Below are 21354 nucleotides of genomic sequence, written 5' to 3'. Positions count from 1 at the left end.
ATAATCGACTCATCCCTCCGGCGGGTACTGGCTGACATGCCGCTCCATCATGGACCGATACTCAACTGGAGTCCGGCTTGTATATTTTTTGAATAACATGTGGAAATATTGACGGCTGCCCACCCCCACATAATCGGGAATTTCAGAGATCGGGATATTGGTCTGCTGCAGCAGCATCTTGGCCTTCTCCATTCGAAGCATCGTAAGATAGTCGGTAGGTGTCCGCTGCGTGTGCTGACGAAAAATACGATGTAAATAGCCCGGATGCAAATTGACGGCTGCTGCGATATCCTTCATCTGAATGCTGCGATCCATATTGTGATGCATGAATTCAATGGTGCGTTTTACATACAGCTCCGTCTGATCCAGCGCACTCCGGCTCATTTCCCCACGCAGACGCGCAACCCGGACCAGCAGCTGGATAAACAGTGTACGGACCAGTGTCCCCTGTTCAGGTGACTTCAGATTCCGGGCTTCGCGATGATGTGACCGTTCATCTGGAGGAATGATCTTCATCGGAATAGCCGAACTTCCCTGCTCCATTAGGCCACGTTGGTCCAGTTCGAGCACCAGACTTTTCATAATGTGATACACTTCTTCCGGGTCAGGCAGCACCAGATACGGAGAGGCGTGAGTCAGAAAAATATCGACCTCTTCTTCTTCACGTGCGAGCTGACGAATGGAGGGTTGTCCAGGCCCCGAGCCGGCAAAACCAAACTCCACATTGAGCATCCGGCAAGGCACGCCATCTTCGACCAGCAAACGATGCGGTACACCTGCATCCAGTAGAATGAACTGACCTTTTTTTAGTACAGCCTGCTCCGAACTCCCATCCGGCATCAGTACATCCACTCTGCACATCCCCGAAATGATATACATGATTTCAGTCGAGTCATGATCGTGATAAGCCATGCTGTAATTGTCCCATTGCTTATAATAGTATGCGTAAAAACGAGGCCCACAGTCCTCCGTTCGCAGCTCCTCCTGAAACAGGCTCCCCGTCCAACGCTTCGTGCTCATATCCATACCTCCATTGCTGCAGCGATCCTCACTTTTTACCATTGTAGCAATTCTGTCTGCTGGATTAAAACTACCTAACATAAGGAGGTCCATGTCATGAGTACTACCTTTCATCTGGTGAGGCATGGTTTAAAAGAAAGGCGCATCGGCGATGTCTCCCTCACTGCTGAAGGGTCATTGCAAGCCGAAGCAACCGCACTGCATTTTGCCAAAGCTCCCCTTCCCATTACCAAAATCGTCTCCAGCCCACTCCGAAGAGCAGTAGCAACCGCCGAAAAGCTTGCCCATCATACTCATTCCCTTGTGATCGAGGATTTCCGCCTGCGTGAACGTGCGAACTGGGGGGATTGCCCTGATCAGACCTTTGAACAATTCATTGCGATGTGGGATCAATGTACGGCTAATCCGGAATACATCCCACCCGTGGGTGATTCGGCAAAGCAGGCTGGTGAACGTCTGGCCTCTATACTTACCGAATTGGCTCATAACGAGCGGGCAAACAGTAACATCATTGTAGTTACACATGGCGGACTTATTACCGATTTTCTTATACAAACCTTTACCGAGCGTGAGCTTAACGTCTGGCATTCCCATTTTATAGCCATGCAAAATCGTCTTATTCCCGAGTGTTCCATCACTACACTGATCCATGATAACGGAAACTACAAGATCGAAGCGCTCGCTTCGACAGATCATTTGAACTTATAGAAAGAATAGAATAGTAATGGTGTTGAAAAGAAAATCGTATGGTGCTGATGGTCTGATCAGAGGAATTCCCACTCAAATGTCAAAAAGCTCTGAAATCCCTCATACGCCAAAACGCATAAGGGTATTCCAGAGCTACTTCGTATAATAGAAATATTACTTGTTAATCGGATTTAATCACTTTCCACCCTTACCTGATTGGGGAGTGTAGAACTTGGGCAGCGTTACCTTCGACCAGTCGATATCCGATGCCATGTAGAAGGACGGATAGGACGGTTGGTTGTAGCCACTATTTTGTCCGGCAATGCCAACGCGATACATCGCATCATGCATCAGCGTGTACAGCTTCCGGTCTGTCTTCTCGGTACTCAGGTAGATGCGGATTGCCGAACTGTCCTCGGTTCTCACCAGCATCTCTTCCCGCCAATCCCCGAAGATATCAACCACGAGAGAAGGCGTCCCTTTGGTATGATTGTTGGTTAATGTTCCGTCAGCGGTGAGCAGCGTGCCACGATTCCAGTCCTTGATGGTTGGTGTGACATCAATGGCACCATCCACAATCTGGGTGGTCATATCTGCTGCCCAGCGAATATTCATATTTGTGCCAGGCGCCTTATCGCTTATTTTCTCACCACTGGCTGTCCACAATCCTACGGCCCATGTCTCCAAACCTCGACGAGTTGGGTCTACATCCCCAACCATGCCGCGTCCGGTATCTTTCCCCGTGTATCCGCCATAGATCACTTCACCGGTCTTGGCATCCCGCAAGGAATATCCGTATGGAGCCCACGAACCGCCTTCATGAACCATGAAGATTTCAAGTCCCGGACGATCCGGATCAATATCCGCGACATGCAATGCGTCTCCATGTCCCAGACGGGCCATAGTTCCCGGTGCAGCACTCTCGGCAGGCATCAGGTCCATTGAGCTGTACAGCACACTACCGTCATGGTCAATCGTTGCTGAACCGTAGACAATCTCCTGTTTGCCATCTCCATCGACATCAGCCACACTGAAATAATGTGCACCCTGAGTGGTAATAGAGCCATACTCCGGATCTGTACCATCTACACCGTGGGGTCCGTCATTAAACGGGTTTTTCATCGGTGTCCAGCCGCTGTCCACTTTCCATTCACGTTTGAGCTTCTTGCCATCCCAGTTATAAGCGACCATGGTGGAACGAGTGTAATATCCGCGTGCAAAGATCGCAGATGGCTTCTTGCCATCCAAATAGGCCACCCCTGCCAGAAAACGGTCTACCCGGTTCCCCGGTTCGATACGCGCCATCGCATAATCGCCCCACATCAGACCATCATCATGCCGTTCCGGCTCATAAGGAATGGTCTCCAGTTCTTTGCCTGATTTTCCTTCAAATACCGTTACATACTCAGGACCATTCAGGATGAAACCTTCAAACTTGCGCAGCTCATTCTTGTCACTGCGGCTTGGAGCGTAGACATCAATGAAGTAATCCGCCAGACTCTCGGCATCCTGCTGGGACAATGGATAGGCGTACTTCTTCTCGATGCCGAAGGCTTCCTCCAGTGTAGCAGGCCAGTTCCCCTTCACGACCTCTGCATGTTTATGCCAGTTCTTAAACATATCTACCACGTGATCATAGTACCCGTCAGCACTTAAACGGTAGTCATCTTCGTTGGAATATCCCGCTTTGCGATCCTCTTTTGGAAGCGTAATGAATTTCTCGGACGTCACTTTGCCTTTTGGGTTATATTTGATGATCTTGGTACCCGGTGCGGTCTTGAACATCAACTCTGCCTTGCCATCCCCGTCAAAATCATAAACGAGCATCTGTGTATAATGAGCACCCGAACGGATGTTGACCCCCAGATCAATCCGATACAACAACTGTCCGTCCAGTGTGTAACAATCCACGTACGTTTTACCGGTGTAGCCCTTTTGAGATACGTCCTTGGCATTGGAAGGGTCCCATTTCACGAAAAATTCATACTGTCCATCCCCGTCCACATCCCCTACGGTCATGTCATTTGCGGAGTACGTATAGGCTTCTCCCGCAGGCGTGACACCGTCAGCCGGTTTTTGCAGCGGAATATCCATGTAGCCGTTTGCCCACGGCTTGACGGAGCTGCTGCGTTTGCTTTCTTTTCCTTTATTGTTCACAGCAGCCACTTCATAGCGGGAAGACGTTTTGCCTGCCGGATCAACATAATTCGTACTGTCTGTGACCGTAGCAATCTTTTTGCCGTCACGATATATATTGAAGTTCGTGCCTGTCAGCCCTTTGTCACTGTAACCTGTTGCCTCATCCCCAAGGAGTCTCCAGCTTAGGAAAACACCTTCGGATGTTGATGCTGCCACCAGTCCCCGATCCAGATATTCGAGCTGAATCCCTTTCAACGAACCGCCCCCCTTGTGTGATTGCAGGTTGGCCTCTGCTGCGCTGCTGCCATTTGAAGCGGCGGCTCCGCTTGTCCCCGCAGTTCCTGCTATAAGCAAAGCGACACTGAGTGCAGAAGATAACACCTTGGCTGCAAGCGGCATGCGTGCCTTCCTTCGATTGGTCTGTACACGGGGAACCGATTCCTTATGTACCCAAACTGTTTTGTTCGAATTCATCAACCTTCACTCTCCTTGTGACAGAATAGGTGATGCTTATCTTGTTTTAAACAGATCGCACATCTCTATGATTGCGCTTACAAAAATAAAAGAAGGTAACTTGCTTACCCGACTGCCAGAGCGCCGTCCTCCTTTCAATCCTTTCTGAGCAGTGTTATCTCACCCAACGGGTACTATTATAGACATCCTGTCTCCCCTGACATAGGCAAATATCCGTCCAAAACGATCAATATTCAGTGTTTTATGGAGACTCATTTCAAAAATAAGTTCCCTATGTTCTACGAGCAACCGTTCCGTTTACGAATCGTTCTTCCCATCGCTGTTATCCCCTGATTTCCTCATCTCCCTTTTTGAAGGGAGAAATCCGGAGATAAAGGCGAACGCTACACTTCTCCAGAATCGACTTCGTCTCCTCCACTACCTTTCACATGTCATCGAAATCTCATTTTAAGATTGGTGGCCTCGATCCTTGATACGGGTAAAAAAAAGTCGCCGGGCTCCAATTGAGTAATCTCATAATAAGATGGCTTGTTTGTTTAAATATAAGAATAAACATCTCATGTAAGCTTTTATCGCTACTTATCGTTTTGACGCATGACCAATGGCTCAATTTTACAAAACTCGAGGTATTTTTTACAAATTGTTATGACTATGTGAGATTTTGGTGTGATAGAATATGGACGAACTTATGAATCAACTAATATTTGGGAGGGATTTGGTTGGGTAAAATAACACGCATGCGAGGAATATGGTTAAAATCACTCCTTGCATTGTCTATGGCTTTACCGCTTCAGGTCGGATTATGGAATGGAGATGCTGCTGTTCATGCAGAGGGACCAACGGATCCGGCACCGTTTATCCAGGCGAAAGTTGTGAACGAAAATGCAGGCAAAAAGGTACTGTTTGACAATACACATGCACAGACAGCCGGAGCAGCAGATTGGGTTATTGACGGAGGTTTCTCCGACTTCGGTAATGCACTCGCAAATGACGGGTATGATGTAAAAGAGCTGCGCAAAGCCACTCCCTTTACCTATGATGATCTGAAAGATTACAACGTATTTGTCATTGCTGAGCCTAACGTTCCTTTCAAGGCAACAGAGCAGGCAGCATTGAAAGAATACGTTGAAAAAGGCGGAAGCATTTTCTTCATCGGTGACCACTACAATGCTGACCGGAACAAAAACCGCTGGGACGGCTCCGAAGCGTTCAACGGCTATCGCCGTGGTGCATTCGAAGATCCTGCCAAAGGCATGAGTGCAGAGGAACGTAACTCCGAAGCCATGCAGAATGTAACCAGCACAGACTGGCTGTCCGAGAATTTCGGTGTACGCTTCCGTTATAACGCACTCGGCGACATTAATGCCACCAATATCGTTCCTTCGGAACAGGCGTTTGGCATTACAGAAGGTGTATCTGCTGTAGCGATGCACGCAGGTTCTACCCTGGCTATCACCGATCCAACAAAAGCCAAAGGTATCGTATACCTGCCCAAAACGAATGCAGCATGGCCTAATGCTGTCGATCAGGGCGTATACAATGGCGGCGGGATTGAAGAAGGTCCTTACGTAGCCGTATCCAAGCTGGGCGCAGGTAAAGCTGCCTTTATCGGGGACTCCTCTCCGGTAGAAGATGCATCGCCAAAATATTTGCGTGAAGAGACGGGCGCTCGTAAAACAACGTATGATGGCTTCAAGGAAGTCGATGACGGTGTATTGCTTGTGAACACGATCAACTGGCTCGCTACACAAGAGAGCTATACGGACCTGACCCAAGTAAACGGCTTGGAACTGGATAACCCAACAGCATTACTGCCATTCGAGGAACCAGCCGCTTCCACTGAGCCACAGGCTGAACCTTGGTCTGCACCTGCTGCAGGGTACAAATGGTATGACCGCTCCACCTTCAAGCCAGGTTCCTATGGCGGGCCTGCTTCCAGTGCCAACGCTTCCTACAGCTTCGTGAAACAGGATACACTGCCTAATGCAGAGGACTTCCAGATTCGCGTTGTCGTGGAAAATATGCCTGCCAACACCACCGTATCCGGGTACAGTGCAGGAATCTATCTGACTGGCGGAACCCAGGTGGCCATGATTCAGAATGAAAATGGCACTTGGCCGACTTCATACGGCTACAGCTCCACCTTTAGCGTAACTTCCGACAGCAAAGGCCGGGCTATCAAGGATCTGAACGTTCGCATCAAGCCAGGTACATCCGGTGCAGCGAACTTGCGTCTTCGCTTGAACGGCAGCAATCTGATTACGAATGCCGTCACAATCAGCAATGTTCCAGCAGAACAGCTTCCTGAAGAAGAAGGTCCGATTCCTGCAGCAATCACGATTGCTGAAGCACGTACCAAAACAGCCGGAACAACCGTAACCGTTGAAGGCGTTGTGACTACGGAACCAGGCGCATTTGGCGGACAATCCTTCTACCTGCAGGATGAAACGGGCGGACTGTATGTCTTCCAAAGCACAAGCGGTTTCCACGCTGGAGACAAAGTTAAAATTACAGCTGCTACGGCACTGTACAACTCTGAGTTCGAACTGACTGACATTGTTGCGCTTGAGAAAACAGGAACAGCTGATATCCCGGCTCCAGTTGAAGCAGCTACAGTAACGGATGAAAATCAGGGACAACTGATCCAATTGAAAGACGTAACTGTTGAAAACATTGTCAGTGCAACACCTGTTGGCTCGTTTGAATTCGACGCGGTTGCAGCGGACGGGACAAGCACGCATGTACGTGTCGATACACGCATAGGGGTAACTGAAACGAGCTTCCCTTATGCAGCAGGCGACAAAATTAATGTTACGGGTGTTGCTGCCATCTTCAAGGATGTATATCAATTGAAACCTAGAAGCTTGGATGATTTTGCAGCTGCCGTAGATGAAGGCGAAGGTGAGCAACCTTCCACTCCTGCAGTGGGCGCACCGGGTAAACCGGTGCTTTCCTCCAACAATGGTCATACCAACGGTCTGCTTGAAGGCTCATATACCGTTAGCATGAACCTCTGGTGGGGTGAAAACGGAACAAGCTACAAACTGTACGAAGACGGCGTGTTGATTGATACGCAAGCGCTGACCAGTGCTTCTCCGCAAGCACAATCTGCTAAAACCAGTATTACTGGCAAAGCCAATGGCACCTATACGTATGTAGCCGAGCTAACCAACACCAGCGGTTCAACTCGCAGTGAAGTGCTGACCGTTCAAGTGGCCCATGCTGCTCCAGGCAAAGCAGTCCTCTCCCAAGACAACTGGGATGGCGATGGCAACTATAAAGTCACCATGAATCTCTGGTGGGGTACGAACGCAACAGAATATCGCCTCTATGAGAATGATGTATTGATCGATACCCAAACGTTGAACGCTGCAACACCATCTGCTCAAAGCGCGGCAACAGACCTGTCCGGTCGTGCCAACGGAACGTATACGTACCGTGCTGAGCTGGTCAATGCAGCTGGTGTGACAAGCACCGAAACGATTACGGTTCAGGTATCCAAAGCACTGCCTTTGGCTAGCTAAGAAATTACACAAAAACCGAGACCATATAGCCCGAATAACTGGGCTGCATGGTCTCGGTTTTATTTTTTTCTGTGAAAGTCAAGGTGCATGCAGTGTAATGAGTGCTCGAACAGGAGTTGAATTGAACTGGATTGAAGAAGCCGTGCACAATCCAAGATTTCTATAATTTATACCAGCTTCTTCCGAATGTACCCCGAGATCAGGTCAATGATCGTAATCATCACAATGATCCCCAGCAGGATAATCCCCACTCGCGGCCAGTTCCGCGTGCTAAGCGCAAAGATCAGAGGTGTACCAATCCCCCCTGCCCCGATTACACCCAGAATGGTTGCAGAACGTACGTTAATTTCAAATCGGTACAACGTATAGTTGAGGAATCCAGGCAGCACCTGCGGCAGTACGGCGAACCACAGCTGCTGCATACGAGTGGCTCCCGAAGCGAGCAGCGCTTCAGAAGGACCATAATCGATATTTTCCACTTCGTCAGCGAACAGTTTACCCAGCATCCCGATGGAATGCAGTCCAAGTGCGAGTACACCCGCAAAGGAACCCGGTCCTACGGCCTTGATAAACAGCAAAGCCATAATGATTTCGGGAAAGGTACGAATAAAGCTCAGGACCATTTTCCCTGCACCCGAGATTCCGCGGAAGCGGCTCATGTTTCTGGCAGACCAGAAGGCGAAAGGAATACACAGTACAGCCGAAATGACGGTTCCCAGGATGGAGATCGCCAGCGTGTCCAGCAATCCTCGCAGCAAATCTTCACCTTCCGGTAAATAGACAAAGTTCCAGTCTGGCGAGAAAATCCCGGCTATAATTGCCTTCATAATCTGGCCAGCTGTTTCCTTGAAGCCGGTGAACGGTACACCCGCCAGTGCCCAGGCATATAATAGGATGAGCAGCAAAACAATGACCCAGCGAAGCGGGTTTTTCCGAGGTTTGCGCCGGATGACGCTCGTTTCATTTTTCATCATAGCAATTTCTCCCGCAGCTTAGTACTTACATAATCGATGATCAGGACGATAGCAAGGGTAAAGAGGATGATCACGCTCGTTTTGTCATACTCCAGGAATCCAAGCGTTGCTTCGTAATACAGTCCGATACCTCCCGCACCTACCAATCCAAGAATGGCAGCCGCGCGCACATTGATTTCAAAGGCATACAGGACATAGGACGTAAACTGCGTAGCCAGCTGTGGCACCACGCCATAGACGATCAGCTGAATTCGATTCATACCGACAGCCGTCATTGCTTCCAGCGGCCCCTGATCAATGGTTTCCAGCGTTTCATAGGTCAGCTTGGCAATCAATCCTACCGAGAATACAGCAAGCGCCAAAATACCAGGAATCGGACCCAGACCGAATACAGCGACAAACAGTGCGGCCAAAAGCAGATCAGGCACGGTACGAATCAGGTTCAGTACAAAACGGGCCGGGTAGTAAATCCAGCGGCTTGGCATCAGGTTTCCGGCACAGATGATCGATACCGGAATGGCAATAATGGCACCGATGGTCGTACCGATCAGAGCCATACGAATGGTTTCCAGCATGCCCTGTACGATGTTATCGAAGTAGGTCCATCTTGGTGGAAACATGTCCTTCAACAGATCGAGCATGTTGGGGAATCCTTCGATCAGCTCGCTGAAGCTGGCATCGGTCTGTTTGGCACTAGCCCAGAGCAGCAGCAAAATGATGACTAGCGTAAGCAGATGCTTGGTGCGGCCGGGCGGTTTGGGACGATGAACGACCTGCCCTGGTCCGGAACCAGGCTCCTTCCCTGCTCCCGTCAGCGGTTTATGAAGTGAAGCGCCAGACTGCCCCTTCATACCAAAACTTCTCCCTGCTCGGTTACAGCCTGTTTGTCCAATAACTCGTCTGCGAGGATCGGTCTGCCATAAATTTCGGCAAAGCGCTCATCCGTTGCCTCTTCCACAGGACCGTCAAACACGACTTCACCTGCACGCAAGCCAACAATGCGCGTGGCATACTCTCTTGCCAGATCAATAAAGTGAAGGTTAACGATCGTGGTTATGCCAAGATCCTGATTAATACGTTTCAGGTCATCCATAACTTGTTTGGTTGTGAGCGGGTCAAGTGAAGCGACCGGTTCATCAGCTAGAATGATTTTTGCTTCCTGTGCGAGTACACGGGCAATCGCCACACGCTGCTGCTGTCCACCGGACAGCTGATCTGCACGGGAGTAAGCCTTCTCTGTAATGTTCACCCGTTCGAGCGCCTCAAATGCGAGTTCCGTATCTTCTTTTGGAAAACGGCCCAGAATGGTACGCATTGTGGAATGGTAACCTACGCGTCCTGCCAGAACGTTGCGGAGCACACTGGATCGTTTGACCAGGTTAAAACTTTGGAAGATCATGCCGATATCCCGGCGAATCATGCGCAATCGCTTGCCTTGCGCCTTCGTGATGGAACTGCCGTTGATCAAAATTTCTCCGTCACTGATATCATGGAGACGATTAATGGAACGCAGCAGCGTGGATTTACCTGCACCGGACAATCCTACCACCGCAATGAATTCACCTTGTTCAAAGGTGAGATTGATATTATTCAGGCCCTTGGTGCCGTTTGCGTATGTTTTGGTTACATTGCGAAGCTCAATCATGGCATTTATCCTTCTTTCATTCATAGATTCCAATCAAGACCTGCAGTAACGGGACAAGCCAGCGCAGCGTATATCACGCTGAACTGGCCTGTCCGCACTGCGAATACATCTGTTCCATACAATAAAAGCTAATGACAATCTGGTATTTCAAATGTCTGCTTTGATCAAAAACGACTACTCGGTTTTTACTTTTTCGCCGTATTGACGAACGATTTCGAACTTGCTGTCATCGGACTCTACATAGCCCTCATGCGTGTAGATTTCTTTGATAATTTCATGGCCTTCCGGATCTTTACCGATGTCGATGAACGCCTGTTTGATTTTTGTTGTCCAGTCAGCATTCATGTCTGTACGTACAGCGATCGTATCGTTAGGAATCGGCTCTGTGAACGCCAGTACACGTGTATCTTCAAATACGGTTGGGTAGTCTTTGGAAACCGTGTTACGGGCATCTTGGAAAATGGCAGCTGCATCCACGTCACCATTCAATACAGCAATAACCCCTTGGTCATGACCTTTTACCGTTACAGGTGTTACGTCTTTCAATGGATCAATGCCTCTGTCCAGCAGCAGACCTGCCGGCCATACATAACCTGCGGAAGAAGTTACGTTTTGGTAGGCAATCTTTTTGCCTTTCAGTTCTTCAATGGATTGGATCGGCGAGTCTTTTTTCACGATAAACATGGATTTATAGGAATCAGCCAATTCTTCAGTAGGAGCACCTGTCTCATCATTTACGCCAAAACGTTGTGCCTGCAGAATAACTTGTGCTGCACCTTTTTCTTTTGCCAGTACATAAGCCGTTGGTGGCAGGAAGCCTACGTCTACTTTATTGGAAGCCATCGCTTCAATAATCGTGTTGTAGTCAGTGGATACGCTGACTTTTACCGGAATGCCCAGTTTGTCGCCCAGCAATTTCTCCAGTGGTTTCGCTTTGGCTTCAAGCGTGTCTGCATTCTGGGATGGAACGAACTGCACAGTCAACTCGGTTGGTACATAACCTTCGGCTGCTTTGTCTGTTTCTGCCGTATCGGTAGATGTACCGGAAGCATTAGAACTCGAATTCGCCTCGTTAGTCGAACTCGATGTACTGCCTGACCCACAAGCACTTAGAAACAAAACCAAAATCAACAATGGTAAAAATAAAGCGGACTTCTTCAAGCGAACACCCTCCAAAGAGTTTCTATTTTTCAATACTTGTCTACTATAATTGGCAAATATTTGCGCGATGTGAAACGAAATTTGGAGTTTTGTAAAGTTTCTTGTCAGGCTGTCAGAGAGACTTTCATCTGTTAGAATAGGCTCATTATGGTTGAAGATATAGGTAGAGAGGCTGGTCTTCACTCGTTATTTATAGGCAAAACAGCCTGTAATCCCTTATGTTTAAACTTATATATTAGAGGAGATTGTAAAATGACATCCATAACGAATACATCCAGCTTCGACATTTTGTTCACTAGCGATCTGCACGGGGCCATCCGCCCCATCCATTACAATACCAATGCGTACCGCCCGGCAGGGCTTGCTCTGCTCACTTCCCTGATTCGCAAGGAGCGTGAACGGTCACCCGAATTAATGCTGGTGGATAACGGGGATCTGCTGCAGGGCTCTCCTCTGGCCTCGTATGCGGCCTCCTTGGTTACGAATCACGAAGCTCATCCCTTCATCACTGTTCTGAATGAACTCGGCTATGATGCTGCTGTAATGGGCAATCACGAGTTCAACTATGGTCAGGAATTGCTGCGCGGAGCGGTTGAAGCCTCCCATTTCCCATGGTTATCTGCCAATATTGTAAGCAGTGAACAGCCGGAGGTACCGGCGTATGGTCCCCCTTATCTCATCAAGACATTATCTTCGGGTGTTAAAGTAGCCCTGCTTGGTGCAACCACTCACTATATCCCGAACTGGGAGCATCCAAAAAATATAGAAGGCCTGCAGTTCCTTGACGCATTGGAGACCATTCGGAAATGGGTTGGTTACATTCGCGAGCATGAGCGGCCGGACGTGATGGTGGTCAGCTATCATGGCGGGTTTGAGTGTGATCTGGAGACGGGGGAGCCTGCCGAGCGGTTAACCGGAGAAAACCAGGGCTATGCCATCTGTCGTGACATCGAAGGCATTGATGTACTTCTGACCGGGCATCAGCACCGTCAGCTTACCGCCGAAATTCATGGCGTGACCGTCATTCAACCCAGCTTCAGCGGCAGCGGTATTGGACAAGTAAACGTTCAGTTAGAGCAGCATTCGGACGGAACGTGGAAGATTACCGAGAAAGAAGCTCGTTTGCTGCTTCTGGATGAGAACAGTAACGTACAGCCGGATGCTGTCGTCATGGATCTTACGGAAGACTTGGAAAACGCGGCTCAGGCTTGGCTCGACCAGCCGATTGGCGAGGTAGCCGGGGACCTGTCCATCAACGATGCCACTGCTCTGCGGCTCTCGGCACATCCCTTCATTGACTTTGTGCATCAGGTACAGATGGAAGCGACCGGGGCTGAGCTTTCCAATACGGCACTGCTCAGTGAAGAAGCTCGTGGCTTCGGACACCACATTACGGTTCGGGATGTGTTATCCAATTTTATCTATCCCAACACATTGACTGTATTGGAGCTAAGCGGTCAGGACATTCGGGATGCACTGGAGCAAACGGCTCGTTACTTTGAGGTGGATGCTTCTGGCAAGGTGATGGTCAATCCGGCTTACATGACCCCGAAACCGCAGCATTATAACTATGACATGTGGGCAGGTATTGAATACGAGCTGGATATATCAGAGCCTGTGGGGAATCGTGTGATCCGGCTGGAACGTGAAGGTAAACCGCTTGAGATGACGGATACATATTCGGTGGTGATGAACAGTTATCGTGCGGCAGGTGGCGGAGACTACGCGATGTACCCTGGCAAAAAGGTACTGCACGAAGGCGCCACCGATATGGCAGCACTGGTGGAGGATTATATCCGCAGGCATCAGCCTTTGAAGGTGGAGCAGGCCAATAATTGGAGAGTTGTTGGCAGATAGCCAAAAGAAAAGAGCAAAACCTTCGTATAGGAAGGTTCTGCTCTTTTTCTCATTAGTCTAGACCAGGGTAGAGGCAAGCGCCGCAAGCAAAAGAATGGCCACCCAAATCAGTATCAAATTTGCCATGACCAGCGCAGTCTTGAACTTATAGTTCTTATAGAACGCCCAGCAGGTGAACGATGCCAGGACCGGGACCGGATAGGTAGCCAGTACCCCTGCGGCAATATATTCCAGTATATAATCGTCTGTTTTACTGCTTGCAATCATATAGAAGCTCATAAACAGCATATATGGATAGGCTACCAGAGTAATTAGATTGATCGCATTGATAAATAAGAGCCAGTACGCCACGGTACGATTTTTCATGACAAGGGACCTCCCGGAAAAACAATCTCATTCCAGTATATCCACATGATGACAGATCGTCATGGATTAATTTCACATTACAGAATAAACTATGCCTCCGCTGTCAGGCTGCCAGCCTTCTCCCCGAGCGATACGAGCGCACCCCGATCATCCGCAGAACGCATCTCCGCCTCAATGATTTCAAGACTGCCAACCGCACTCTCCGGTGTGCATACCGTTACAGGCTTCCCTTCTGCTACCGACCGGATAAAATAACGGATCTGGTGATAATATCCCGAGTCCGGGGAAAGATCGGCAACAAAACCTGGAGCGTCATTCGGGTTCACTTTGAGTTCACCGTTTTCGAAAACGAGGTTCCCCTTCTCAAAATTCACTCGGTATGTCATCGAGAAACCATAATCCCCCTCCAGCGTCCAATCCGCCTGTGCATTCAGCACCTTGCCGTCAGGATAAACATAATGGGTCGATACCGTGTCATAGCCGCTTCCTGGAATCACGTTACGAGCGAGTGTGGAAACCTGATCCGGCTTGCCAAACAGCCAGTGGATGATGTCCGCATCATGAATGTGCATATCCAAAATGCAGCCACCACTTTTGTCTCCATCCAGAAACCATGGTTGAGGCAAACCTGAACCACGGAAGAAATAGCCTGCCTTTACCGCTCCATAACGACCGTCTTCCACCACGGATTTCAGATAGTCATACGCAGGCCAGAAGCGCAAGCACTGACCGATCATCAGTGTTTTCCCAGTCTGTTTGGCGGCATGTGCCATCTTCCACCCATCCGCTGAATTGCGTGCAACCGGCTTCTCACACAGCACATGGATGCCCTTTTCCAACATGGCACATGTTAATTCCGCGTGCAGCGGCGTAGGCAATGTAATATCAATGATATCCAGTTCCTCCTGCTCCACCATCACAGCGATATCATCATACAGCCGATAAGGTGTAAGGTCATAGATCTCCTGCTCTGTCGCCATATTTCCGGCTGCTTTCCCATGCTTCAGTTCCTCTATTTTCAAATCACAGATGGCGACGAGTTCTACAGGCTCCCCCTCCGAGGCGAGGCGTACATAGTTATCAAAATGCATACGTCCCATAAATCCGAAACCAACCAAACCCACTTTTAACATGTGTTTGCCTCCTAATATCAAAATAATGAGTTCTGTTATTCGTTGTTATACGATTTTATTGGATGGGTCTCTCCAAGATGGCATCCAACGCTCTCGATGTGTTATAGACAATCTGTTGGGAATGATGGGTGTATGGGGGAATCATCTCCGCCGTGACGTAATTGTCGTATCCGATGGCATGCAGTGCTTCCATAACTGCAGGATAATTCACATCCCCAGCCAGCAGGTCAACAAAACCATGCAGTCCGCCCGCTTGCCGGCGATAGTCCTTAAAGTGTACCTTTTTGATCCGGTGTCCGAGAATGCGAACCCACTGTTCCGGATAGCCATTCTGCACCACATTGCCTACGTCAAAGTAGGAACCTACATACTCGGACTGGAATGAATCGATGAACGTACGAAGTTCAAGCGGTGACACCAGAAACTTGTTCCATACGTTTTCAATGCCAATCGACACTCCGGCACGTTCAGCATACGGCAGCAGGTGGGCAATAGCTTCCTGGGCCCGCTCATAGGCCACCTCGTAATCGGTCACTTCGCTGTCAGGGATAAAATCAACTCCTACGGCACCTGGAATAACCAGGATCGTATCCACGCCAAATGCCGAAGCAAGTTCCAACTGTCTTTTGCACACATCCAGTGCTTTGGTACGGATCTCCGGATTGGCACTCGTCATCGGATAATCCCAGTATAACCCAGTCGCCAGGCCTGCAATTTCCAGCCCAGCCTCTTCTAGACGTACCCGAATATCGCGGACTTCCTGATCTGTAGCAGACAGGCTTAGCTCACCTTCCCCATTCAGCGAAAGCTCAATTCCATCGAAGCCAGCCTCCTTGGCTGTCTTAATACAATCTGCAATGGCCCAGTCCCCTGGAAACGACCAGATGTTAATCCCTTTTTTCATCTCAAATCCCTCCTCATCATATCCTTTGTTTTCGTTTGGCATGGCGATCCTATACCAGTTGAAACAGACCAAACTTGGCAGGTATATGAAAGTTAATGGCACCAGTAGGCTGCCAAGCCTGGTACTCCCGTTCTCCCTGCTCATTTTCGTCTATGCGATACATGTTCACTTTCCAGCACAATCCCGAAGTTAGAGGTGACTTGAAATTACAGGATGGAATGTGGATAAAGTATACCCGGTTGCCTTGATCATCCGTTTCTACCTTCGTTCGAAGCCCTTTCATCTGCCAAGTGACGTCTGCCTTCAGATTCAAACCAGCTCCATCGACATTATGAATAAAGGCATCGAATACAACATTGTGCGGGCTGACCTCAAGCTCCATATACTTCAGGCCACCGCCTTCTTCGTCGATAAAAATCTCAACAACGTCCTGTTCATACAAAGGCTGATCTCGTTCCGTGAAGTCGGATACGACATAGGGGTCCTGACATACATAACGGATATGCAGGTATTCCTCACTCCAGCCCAAGCGCACTTCTGTGGCTTGCAGAGGAGGCAGGCCCGTCACTGTATCGACCAATTTCAGCGGCACACACTTCTCCCAATCATCAGGAGCAGGAAACTCACCCGCTGCCATAAACGCGAATGCGTTACAGCGATATCTGGGGTTTCGTTCCGCGGAAAAAGTGTTCAATCCACTTCAACTCCTTTTGACTTAATCCGTGATGTTGTAACTATGGGTTGAACATGTGATAATACTTGTATTATAGATGAGTCATTCGGATTTTTATTTAGAAGATCAAGAGATTATTTGTACAATTCCGTTTTGTTTTTAAAATGATCAGGTCATTGAATTGCATAAGAGAGGAGCTGAGCCCGTGTCCCTCCCACAAACGGATTATCCAGTAAAAAGAACCGCCAGTTTCAGGGAATGGTCTCCCACTGTTCACTACGCGCAGTTCCAGACTCTCCCCCCAGGTAAGCTGCCAAGACGGCGATTGTATGATTTTGAACTGTTGTACGTCTGTGAGGGCGAAGCAGCAACCTACATGCACGATACACGCTATACACTGAAGGCGGGACAGCTCATTATGCTGCCGTCCGGGGTCTATCATCAGAATGAAGCCGTATCCCATCCGAAGACACGTTTCATCGGCATTCACTTTGACTTTTTTAATGAATTGACCATACAGACCGAGGCGGATATGGTTGTAAACGAAGACCATGTTCAGCTGCATAAATTCGCCGCGGAAGCCTGCGCAGAAGGGATGACACCGTTATCTGCGAATCCAGTCTATACACCGTCCTCTGCTGCAGTTCAGCTGATGGAGCAGCTGGTTCATGAATTTACGATGCGTCCACCAGGATATGAACTGATATGCAAAGCATTGATGCTGCAGCTGCTTACCTATCTGCTGCGTTCTCCGTACCTGAGCTCGTCTCGCCATGTTTCCGTTCACGGAGACAAGCTGCGCGAGCTCATGAAACAGATCGAAGCAGCTCCTTCAGAGCCTTGGACCAATTCAGGCATAGCCAAACATTTGAATCTGAGCGTGGATCACATGGCCAAACTGTTCAAACAGATGGTCGGCATACCCCCAAACGAATACATTCAATCCATCCGTCTGAGTGAAGCACGTAAATTGTTGCGGGAAACGGACTGTTCCATCGAGGTCGTTGGCATACGAAGTGGTTACCCGGACATTCATTATTTCAGCCGCACTTTCCGCAAACATGAAGGGATATCCCCTCGGGAGTACCGGAAATTATCCCGAATGCTATAAAAAAAGAGTTCCTTCATCCAGTCTTGGATGAGGGAACTCTTCGGTTAACACTTGTGAATCAAATGATCTTCTCACTATGTAACGGGATTACCAACAAAAATGGGCCTAAGTTTAGACCGAATCACTTTCCCGCTTGCTATTGGAAGACTGACGAAATATACAGCGGTACGGAATGATGACTTTGACAGCCACTTCATGCTGATGATCCAGATAATCCAGCAGCTGCTTGACCGCGAACATCCCCATCTCCAGTTTAGGTACATGGATGGTCGACAGCGGTGGAGAAGTGAATTCGGATATTTCAATATTATCCACACCAAAAAAGGCGATGTCCTCCGGTACGCGTAGACCTTGCTCGGTTGCTGCCCGCATCGCAGCAATGGCCATCATGTCACTTGCTGCAAAAATGGCAGTAGGTCTGCTCTCATTGTTGGCAAATGCCTTCCGGGTCAGTTCATAACTCAGCGATACATCCCACTTCACATCAATGACCCAGTCGTCGTCAATCGGAAGCCCCGCCTCATTCATCGCCCGCTGGTAACCAAGGAAACGTTTTTCCGCCCGGAAATCATTTTTGTATTCCGCGCCGCCAACATAGGCAATCAGGCGATGACCCTGGGCGATCAGATGATTCGTCGCCTCTCTCGCAGCCGCTTCCCGGTCATAACCCACCACAGGAATGTCGGGGTCCGTGATATCCACCCCCACAACAGAGCGCACATTGGCCTTGAGCCAGCGATACGCTTCCGGGTCAATTCGCTCCACCACAATCATGCCATCAATCCGATGTTCCTTCACCAGAGACTGCAGCTGCACAGTATCCCCATCGTTCTCTATGCTGTACACAAACTCCAGGCGCATGCCGGATTCAGCCAACTGCTTCTCGATGCCTTCCATAATGACCGAAAAATAAGGACTGTTGTATTTGTTCTGCGGAATGGCCACAACGCAGCCGATTGCATACGACGTTTTGGGTTCCATTTTCTTTTTCTTCACGGGACGCTGTGAACGATACCCCAGTTCCTCTGCCGTTTCCCATATTTTCTTGCGGGTCTCCTCACTCACGGAGCGGTTGACATCATTTTTCATTACACGTGAAACGGTCGAGATGGATACCCCTACGCGTTCTGCAATGTCCTTCAATTTAGCCAATTTGAAGCCCCACCTTTCCTCTAGCTTTCTATTCAAACCCAATGGATATTGGGGCAATTTCATTCTTGCAAACACAAATTTGCGGCAAATATAATTCTATATTTCTCCTTGCAAGAAGTCAATGCGCTCTAAGGTTTATGGTCTCTGACATCAGGCTTCACATGAGCTCTCTATGCAAAAAATGAAAAATGAACAGCGGCAGCCTTGGGCTGTTTCTTTCCCATGACTGCCGCCGAATACTACTTTTATATTCTGCAAATCTACAACGAAAACTCTCTCGTTATCGATTTATTGCATCTTGGACGCGAGATCCTGAAGCGCTGCCTTGAGATCCCCATCTCCTGCAAGCGGAAGTTTAAGGGATTGCTCACCATACGTCCATACCAGATCGGTTTTCTTCGTCGTAAACGGTGAAACAATGCCGTACTGCTGCGCGTCCAGGAAGATTTTATTATCTTCGCCAACAGTGGAAATGTAGGCATCTGCCGCTGCCTTATTGGCCGGAATGGAGTATCCTTGCTTCGCCAGTTCGGTCTGGCCCTCCGGTCCGGCGAGCCAAGCGAGCAGCTTGTAGGCCGCTTCTTCGTGTTTGGTGTTGGAGCTGATCGCAAGTCCGGCAGGCTGAACTACGGTCTGGTTGGTTTTGAATTTGGGCAGATACGAAATGCCGTATTCCACGCCAGCCTCCTGGTAGTTGGTTGTATTCCAGCTGCCACCCGGATTCATCGCTACCTTCGACGTAGTGATTGCGAGGTTAACCTGTCCTCCCAACCCTTCAATCTGAGCAGGGGTGGTGTTAATTTTTTTATTTTTGGTCAAATCGATAAAATAGTTCAGCACTTCCATTGCTTCCGGTGTTTCGAGCGCAAGCGAGCCATCGTCATTCACAAGCTTGGCGCCGTTGGACCAGAGCGCTGGCTCCAGGAACCAATCCATTGTGGATCCCGGGGAAACCGACATGCCCCACTGTACGATATTGCCAGCATCAAATCCAGCCTCATCCGCACTTTTCCCATTTTTGTCGAGTGTCATCTTCGTTGCAATATCAGTGATTTCATTCCACGTCGGTTCAAGCGATGGAACCGGAGCGTTGTGAGGATTCGTTGCGGCGTTCTCAAATATGGCTTTGTTATAATACCAGACGATGACATTGGCATCGATGGGCAAGGATACTTGTTTGCCCTGATATTGATGTAGACCGAGCAGACTTGGATCCACGTTGTTCAGATCAAACTGGTTATCAGCAAGCAAGCCGTTCAGTTCCTTGAAAATGCCGAGTTCGGCGTACTTCTCCACATAGGCATAGCTGGTTTTGAATACGTCAGGAAGCGTGCCGCCCGCTGCATTCGCGGTCAATCCATCCCAATAACTGCCCCAATCCTTGCCCTCCAGCTTAACCGTAATATCAGAGTTCTCCTTCATAAACTGATCCAATAATTCCTGTGTCCGATGAAGCTCTTCTGCCGTCCCCCACTGGGAGTATGTGATGGTTACAGACTCCCCCCCACTGCTTCCGGAACCGCCGGAGCTGGCCACTTCTGATGATTCACCATTTCCACATCCACTGATGACCATCATCGTGGCAAGTACAAGTGCCCACACATTGAACAGCCGTTTGCTTTTTCCTCTCATATACAGCTCCCCTTTACATCATATCGAATAGTCATCTCACTCTGAAAACCGGAAAGCAGGCAGCCCATCTATCCTTTGGTGCCCGTGAGCACCACCCCCTCAACGATGTAGCGTTGTGCGAACAAGTACAGCAAGCCAATGGGAACAATGCTGATGAATGCTCCTGCGGCAAGTGCCGGCAAATCCTGGCTTGTCTGACCAATCAGCAGCTGCAGCCCCACACTCAGCGTGAACATCTCGGCGTTTTTGATATACAGGAACGGCCCCAGAAAATCGAGCCAGGAGTTCACAAAGGCAAAAATGATGGTCGTCATAATAATGGGTTTGGAGAGCGGCATAATGACTCTTGCATACACCGTCCAGCGATTGCCGCCGTCGAGATATGTAGCTTCATCCAGCTCCTGGGGAATGGTCATGAAAAACTGCCGAAACAGGAAGATGTAATAAGCACCTCCGAGCCAGGATGGAACAATTAACGGCAGCCAGGTGTCGATCCAGTTCAATTTGGAAAAAAGGACATACGAGGGAATCATCATTATGGAAGGAGGGATCATCAATGTAACCAGGACAACAGGAAACAGGATATCCCGGTATTTGGTTGCAAAACGGGAGAAACCGTAAGCGACAAGCGAGCTGGATACAACCGCTCCTGCCGCCACAAAAAACGAAATGGTAAATGAGTTCTGTATCCATTGCCACATCATGGGCTGCACAGCAAACAATCGTTCAAATGCTTCCAGACTGAATTGTTCCGGCAGTATTGTCGGAGGCACCTTGTATGTCTCCGCCTTGGTTTTCAGCATGGTTGAGAGCATCCATACAAGAGGCCCTGCAAACAGCATCAACGCCGCGATCAGCAATGTATATTGGGACGCTTTTACCGCTACTTTTCGGGTATTCAT

General features: G+C 49.0%; 17 protein-coding genes. 4 read left to right on the top strand and 13 right to left on the bottom strand.

What is annotated here, in order from left to right; all coding sequences use genetic code 11:
- Positions 1 to 9 precede the first annotated feature (9 nt).
- Positions 10 to 1020, bottom strand: a complete 1011-nt coding sequence (locus HP552_RS24440; RefSeq protein ID WP_175397998.1) for an AraC family transcriptional regulator — start codon at positions 1018 to 1020, stop codon at positions 10 to 12.
- A gap of 96 nt (positions 1021 to 1116) precedes the next feature.
- Here HP552_RS24440 and HP552_RS24435 point away from each other — a divergent pair, with 96 nt between their 5' ends.
- On the top strand, positions 1117 to 1728 hold the full coding sequence (locus HP552_RS24435) for a histidine phosphatase family protein (RefSeq protein ID WP_175397997.1): 612 nt from the start codon (positions 1117 to 1119) through the stop codon (positions 1726 to 1728).
- Between the two features lie 174 nt (positions 1729 to 1902).
- Here HP552_RS24435 and HP552_RS24430 read toward each other — a convergent pair whose 3' ends face one another.
- The gene (locus HP552_RS24430) at positions 1903 to 4245 is read right to left on the bottom strand and encodes a rhamnogalacturonan lyase (protein WP_175398405.1); all 2343 of its coding nucleotides are present in this window, start codon (positions 4243 to 4245) and stop codon (positions 1903 to 1905) included.
- Positions 4246 to 5039: 794 nt separating this feature from the next.
- Between HP552_RS24430 and HP552_RS24425 the strand changes: the two genes are divergently transcribed.
- The gene (locus HP552_RS24425; RefSeq protein ID WP_376768985.1) at positions 5040 to 7844 is read left to right on the top strand and encodes a chitinase N-terminal domain-containing protein; all 2805 of its coding nucleotides are present in this window, start codon (positions 5040 to 5042) and stop codon (positions 7842 to 7844) included.
- A gap of 167 nt (positions 7845 to 8011) precedes the next feature.
- On the opposite strand, the gene phnE (HP552_RS24420) is transcribed toward HP552_RS24425, so the two are convergent.
- The 4 genes from phnE (HP552_RS24420) to HP552_RS24405 form a co-directional block, all read right to left on the bottom strand.
- On the bottom strand, positions 8012 to 8818 hold the full coding sequence (gene phnE, locus HP552_RS24420) for a phosphonate ABC transporter, permease protein PhnE (RefSeq protein WP_175397996.1): 807 nt from the start codon (positions 8816 to 8818) through the stop codon (positions 8012 to 8014).
- Positions 8815 to 9669, bottom strand: coding sequence for a phosphonate ABC transporter, permease protein PhnE (phnE, locus tag HP552_RS24415; protein ID WP_246311041.1), 855 nt, complete (start codon positions 9667 to 9669; stop codon positions 8815 to 8817). The genes phnE (HP552_RS24420) and phnE (HP552_RS24415) overlap by 4 nt, the downstream gene beginning before the upstream one ends.
- Entirely contained in the window at positions 9666 to 10463 is a 798-nt protein-coding gene (phnC, locus tag HP552_RS24410) for a phosphonate ABC transporter ATP-binding protein (RefSeq protein WP_175397995.1), read from the bottom strand. The genes phnE (HP552_RS24415) and phnC overlap by 4 nt, the downstream gene beginning before the upstream one ends.
- 174 nt (positions 10464 to 10637) lie before the next feature.
- Positions 10638 to 11624 (bottom strand): phosphate/phosphite/phosphonate ABC transporter substrate-binding protein, encoded by a 987-nt coding sequence (locus HP552_RS24405; protein WP_175397994.1) that lies wholly within the window; start codon positions 11622 to 11624, stop codon positions 10638 to 10640.
- A gap of 252 nt (positions 11625 to 11876) precedes the next feature.
- Between HP552_RS24405 and HP552_RS24400 the strand changes: the two genes are divergently transcribed.
- The gene (locus HP552_RS24400; RefSeq protein ID WP_175397993.1) at positions 11877 to 13481 is read left to right on the top strand and encodes a bifunctional metallophosphatase/5'-nucleotidase; all 1605 of its coding nucleotides are present in this window, start codon (positions 11877 to 11879) and stop codon (positions 13479 to 13481) included.
- Positions 13482 to 13538: 57 nt separating this feature from the next.
- Here the strand turns inward: HP552_RS24400 and HP552_RS24395 are convergent, their stop codons facing one another.
- From HP552_RS24395 to HP552_RS24380, 4 genes are all read right to left on the bottom strand, one after another.
- Positions 13539 to 13847, bottom strand: a complete 309-nt coding sequence (locus tag HP552_RS24395; protein WP_175397992.1) for a hypothetical protein — start codon at positions 13845 to 13847, stop codon at positions 13539 to 13541.
- Positions 13848 to 13936: 89 nt separating this feature from the next.
- Complete coding sequence (locus tag HP552_RS24390; protein WP_175397991.1) at positions 13937 to 14980, bottom strand: Gfo/Idh/MocA family protein; 1044 nt, start codon at positions 14978 to 14980, stop codon at positions 13937 to 13939.
- A gap of 55 nt (positions 14981 to 15035) precedes the next feature.
- A complete protein-coding gene (locus HP552_RS24385; protein WP_175397990.1) occupies positions 15036 to 15884 on the bottom strand; it encodes a sugar phosphate isomerase/epimerase family protein in 849 nt (282 codons plus the stop codon).
- A gap of 49 nt (positions 15885 to 15933) precedes the next feature.
- Positions 15934 to 16578, bottom strand: a complete 645-nt coding sequence (locus tag HP552_RS24380; protein ID WP_246311040.1) for a carbohydrate-binding family 9-like protein — start codon at positions 16576 to 16578, stop codon at positions 15934 to 15936.
- 184 nt (positions 16579 to 16762) lie between these two features.
- Between HP552_RS24380 and HP552_RS24375 the strand changes: the two genes are divergently transcribed.
- The gene (locus HP552_RS24375) at positions 16763 to 17668 is read left to right on the top strand and encodes a helix-turn-helix domain-containing protein (RefSeq protein WP_175397989.1); all 906 of its coding nucleotides are present in this window, start codon (positions 16763 to 16765) and stop codon (positions 17666 to 17668) included.
- A gap of 111 nt (positions 17669 to 17779) precedes the next feature.
- On the opposite strand, the gene HP552_RS24370 is transcribed toward HP552_RS24375, so the two are convergent.
- The 3 genes from HP552_RS24370 to HP552_RS24360 form a co-directional block, all read right to left on the bottom strand.
- Positions 17780 to 18820 (bottom strand): LacI family DNA-binding transcriptional regulator, encoded by a 1041-nt coding sequence (locus HP552_RS24370; RefSeq protein WP_175397988.1) that lies wholly within the window; start codon positions 18818 to 18820, stop codon positions 17780 to 17782.
- A gap of 288 nt (positions 18821 to 19108) precedes the next feature.
- Positions 19109 to 20452: an ABC transporter substrate-binding protein gene (locus HP552_RS24365; protein WP_175397987.1), complete on the bottom strand. Its 1344-nt coding sequence runs from the start codon at positions 20450 to 20452 to the stop codon at positions 19109 to 19111.
- 68 nt (positions 20453 to 20520) lie between these two features.
- Complete coding sequence (locus HP552_RS24360) at positions 20521 to 21354, bottom strand: carbohydrate ABC transporter permease (protein ID WP_175397986.1); 834 nt, start codon at positions 21352 to 21354, stop codon at positions 20521 to 20523.

The organism is Paenibacillus xylanilyticus (assembly GCF_013359935.1).
In the GTDB taxonomy this organism is placed as follows: Bacteria; Bacillota; Bacilli; order Paenibacillales; family Paenibacillaceae; genus Paenibacillus; species Paenibacillus xylanilyticus.
Note: the sequence above shows the minus strand (reverse complement) of the source record. Positions and strands in the feature narration are given on the sequence as shown.

Excerpts from the sequence above, each read along its gene's own strand:
- HP552_RS24440 (WP_175397998.1), bottom strand. The coding sequence starts at position 1,020 with ATGAGCACGAAGCGTTGGACGGGGAGCCTGTTTCAGGAGGAGCTGCGA.
- HP552_RS24395 (WP_175397992.1), bottom strand. The coding sequence starts at position 13,847 with ATGAAAAATCGTACCGTGGCGTACTGGCTCTTATTTATCAATGCGATC.
- HP552_RS24390 (WP_175397991.1), bottom strand. The coding sequence starts at position 14,980 with ATGTTAAAAGTGGGTTTGGTTGGTTTCGGATTTATGGGACGTATGCAT.
- HP552_RS24430 (WP_175398405.1), bottom strand. The coding sequence starts at position 4,245 with ATGCCGCTTGCAGCCAAGGTGTTATCTTCTGCACTCAGTGTCGCTTTG.
- phnE (WP_175397996.1), bottom strand. The coding sequence starts at position 8,818 with ATGATGAAAAATGAAACGAGCGTCATCCGGCGCAAACCTCGGAAAAAC.
- phnC (WP_175397995.1), bottom strand. The coding sequence starts at position 10,463 with ATGATTGAGCTTCGCAATGTAACCAAAACATACGCAAACGGCACCAAG.
- phnE (WP_246311041.1), bottom strand. The coding sequence starts at position 9,669 with ATGAAGGGGCAGTCTGGCGCTTCACTTCATAAACCGCTGACGGGAGCA.
- HP552_RS24365 (WP_175397987.1), bottom strand. The coding sequence starts at position 20,452 with ATGAGAGGAAAAAGCAAACGGCTGTTCAATGTGTGGGCACTTGTACTT.
- HP552_RS24435 (WP_175397997.1), top strand. The coding sequence starts at position 1,117 with ATGAGTACTACCTTTCATCTGGTGAGGCATGGTTTAAAAGAAAGGCGC.
- HP552_RS24385 (WP_175397990.1), bottom strand. The coding sequence starts at position 15,884 with ATGAAAAAAGGGATTAACATCTGGTCGTTTCCAGGGGACTGGGCCATT.
- HP552_RS24360 (WP_175397986.1), bottom strand. The coding sequence starts at position 21,354 with ATGAATACCCGAAAAGTAGCGGTAAAAGCGTCCCAATATACATTGCTG.
- HP552_RS24400 (WP_175397993.1), top strand. The coding sequence starts at position 11,877 with ATGACATCCATAACGAATACATCCAGCTTCGACATTTTGTTCACTAGC.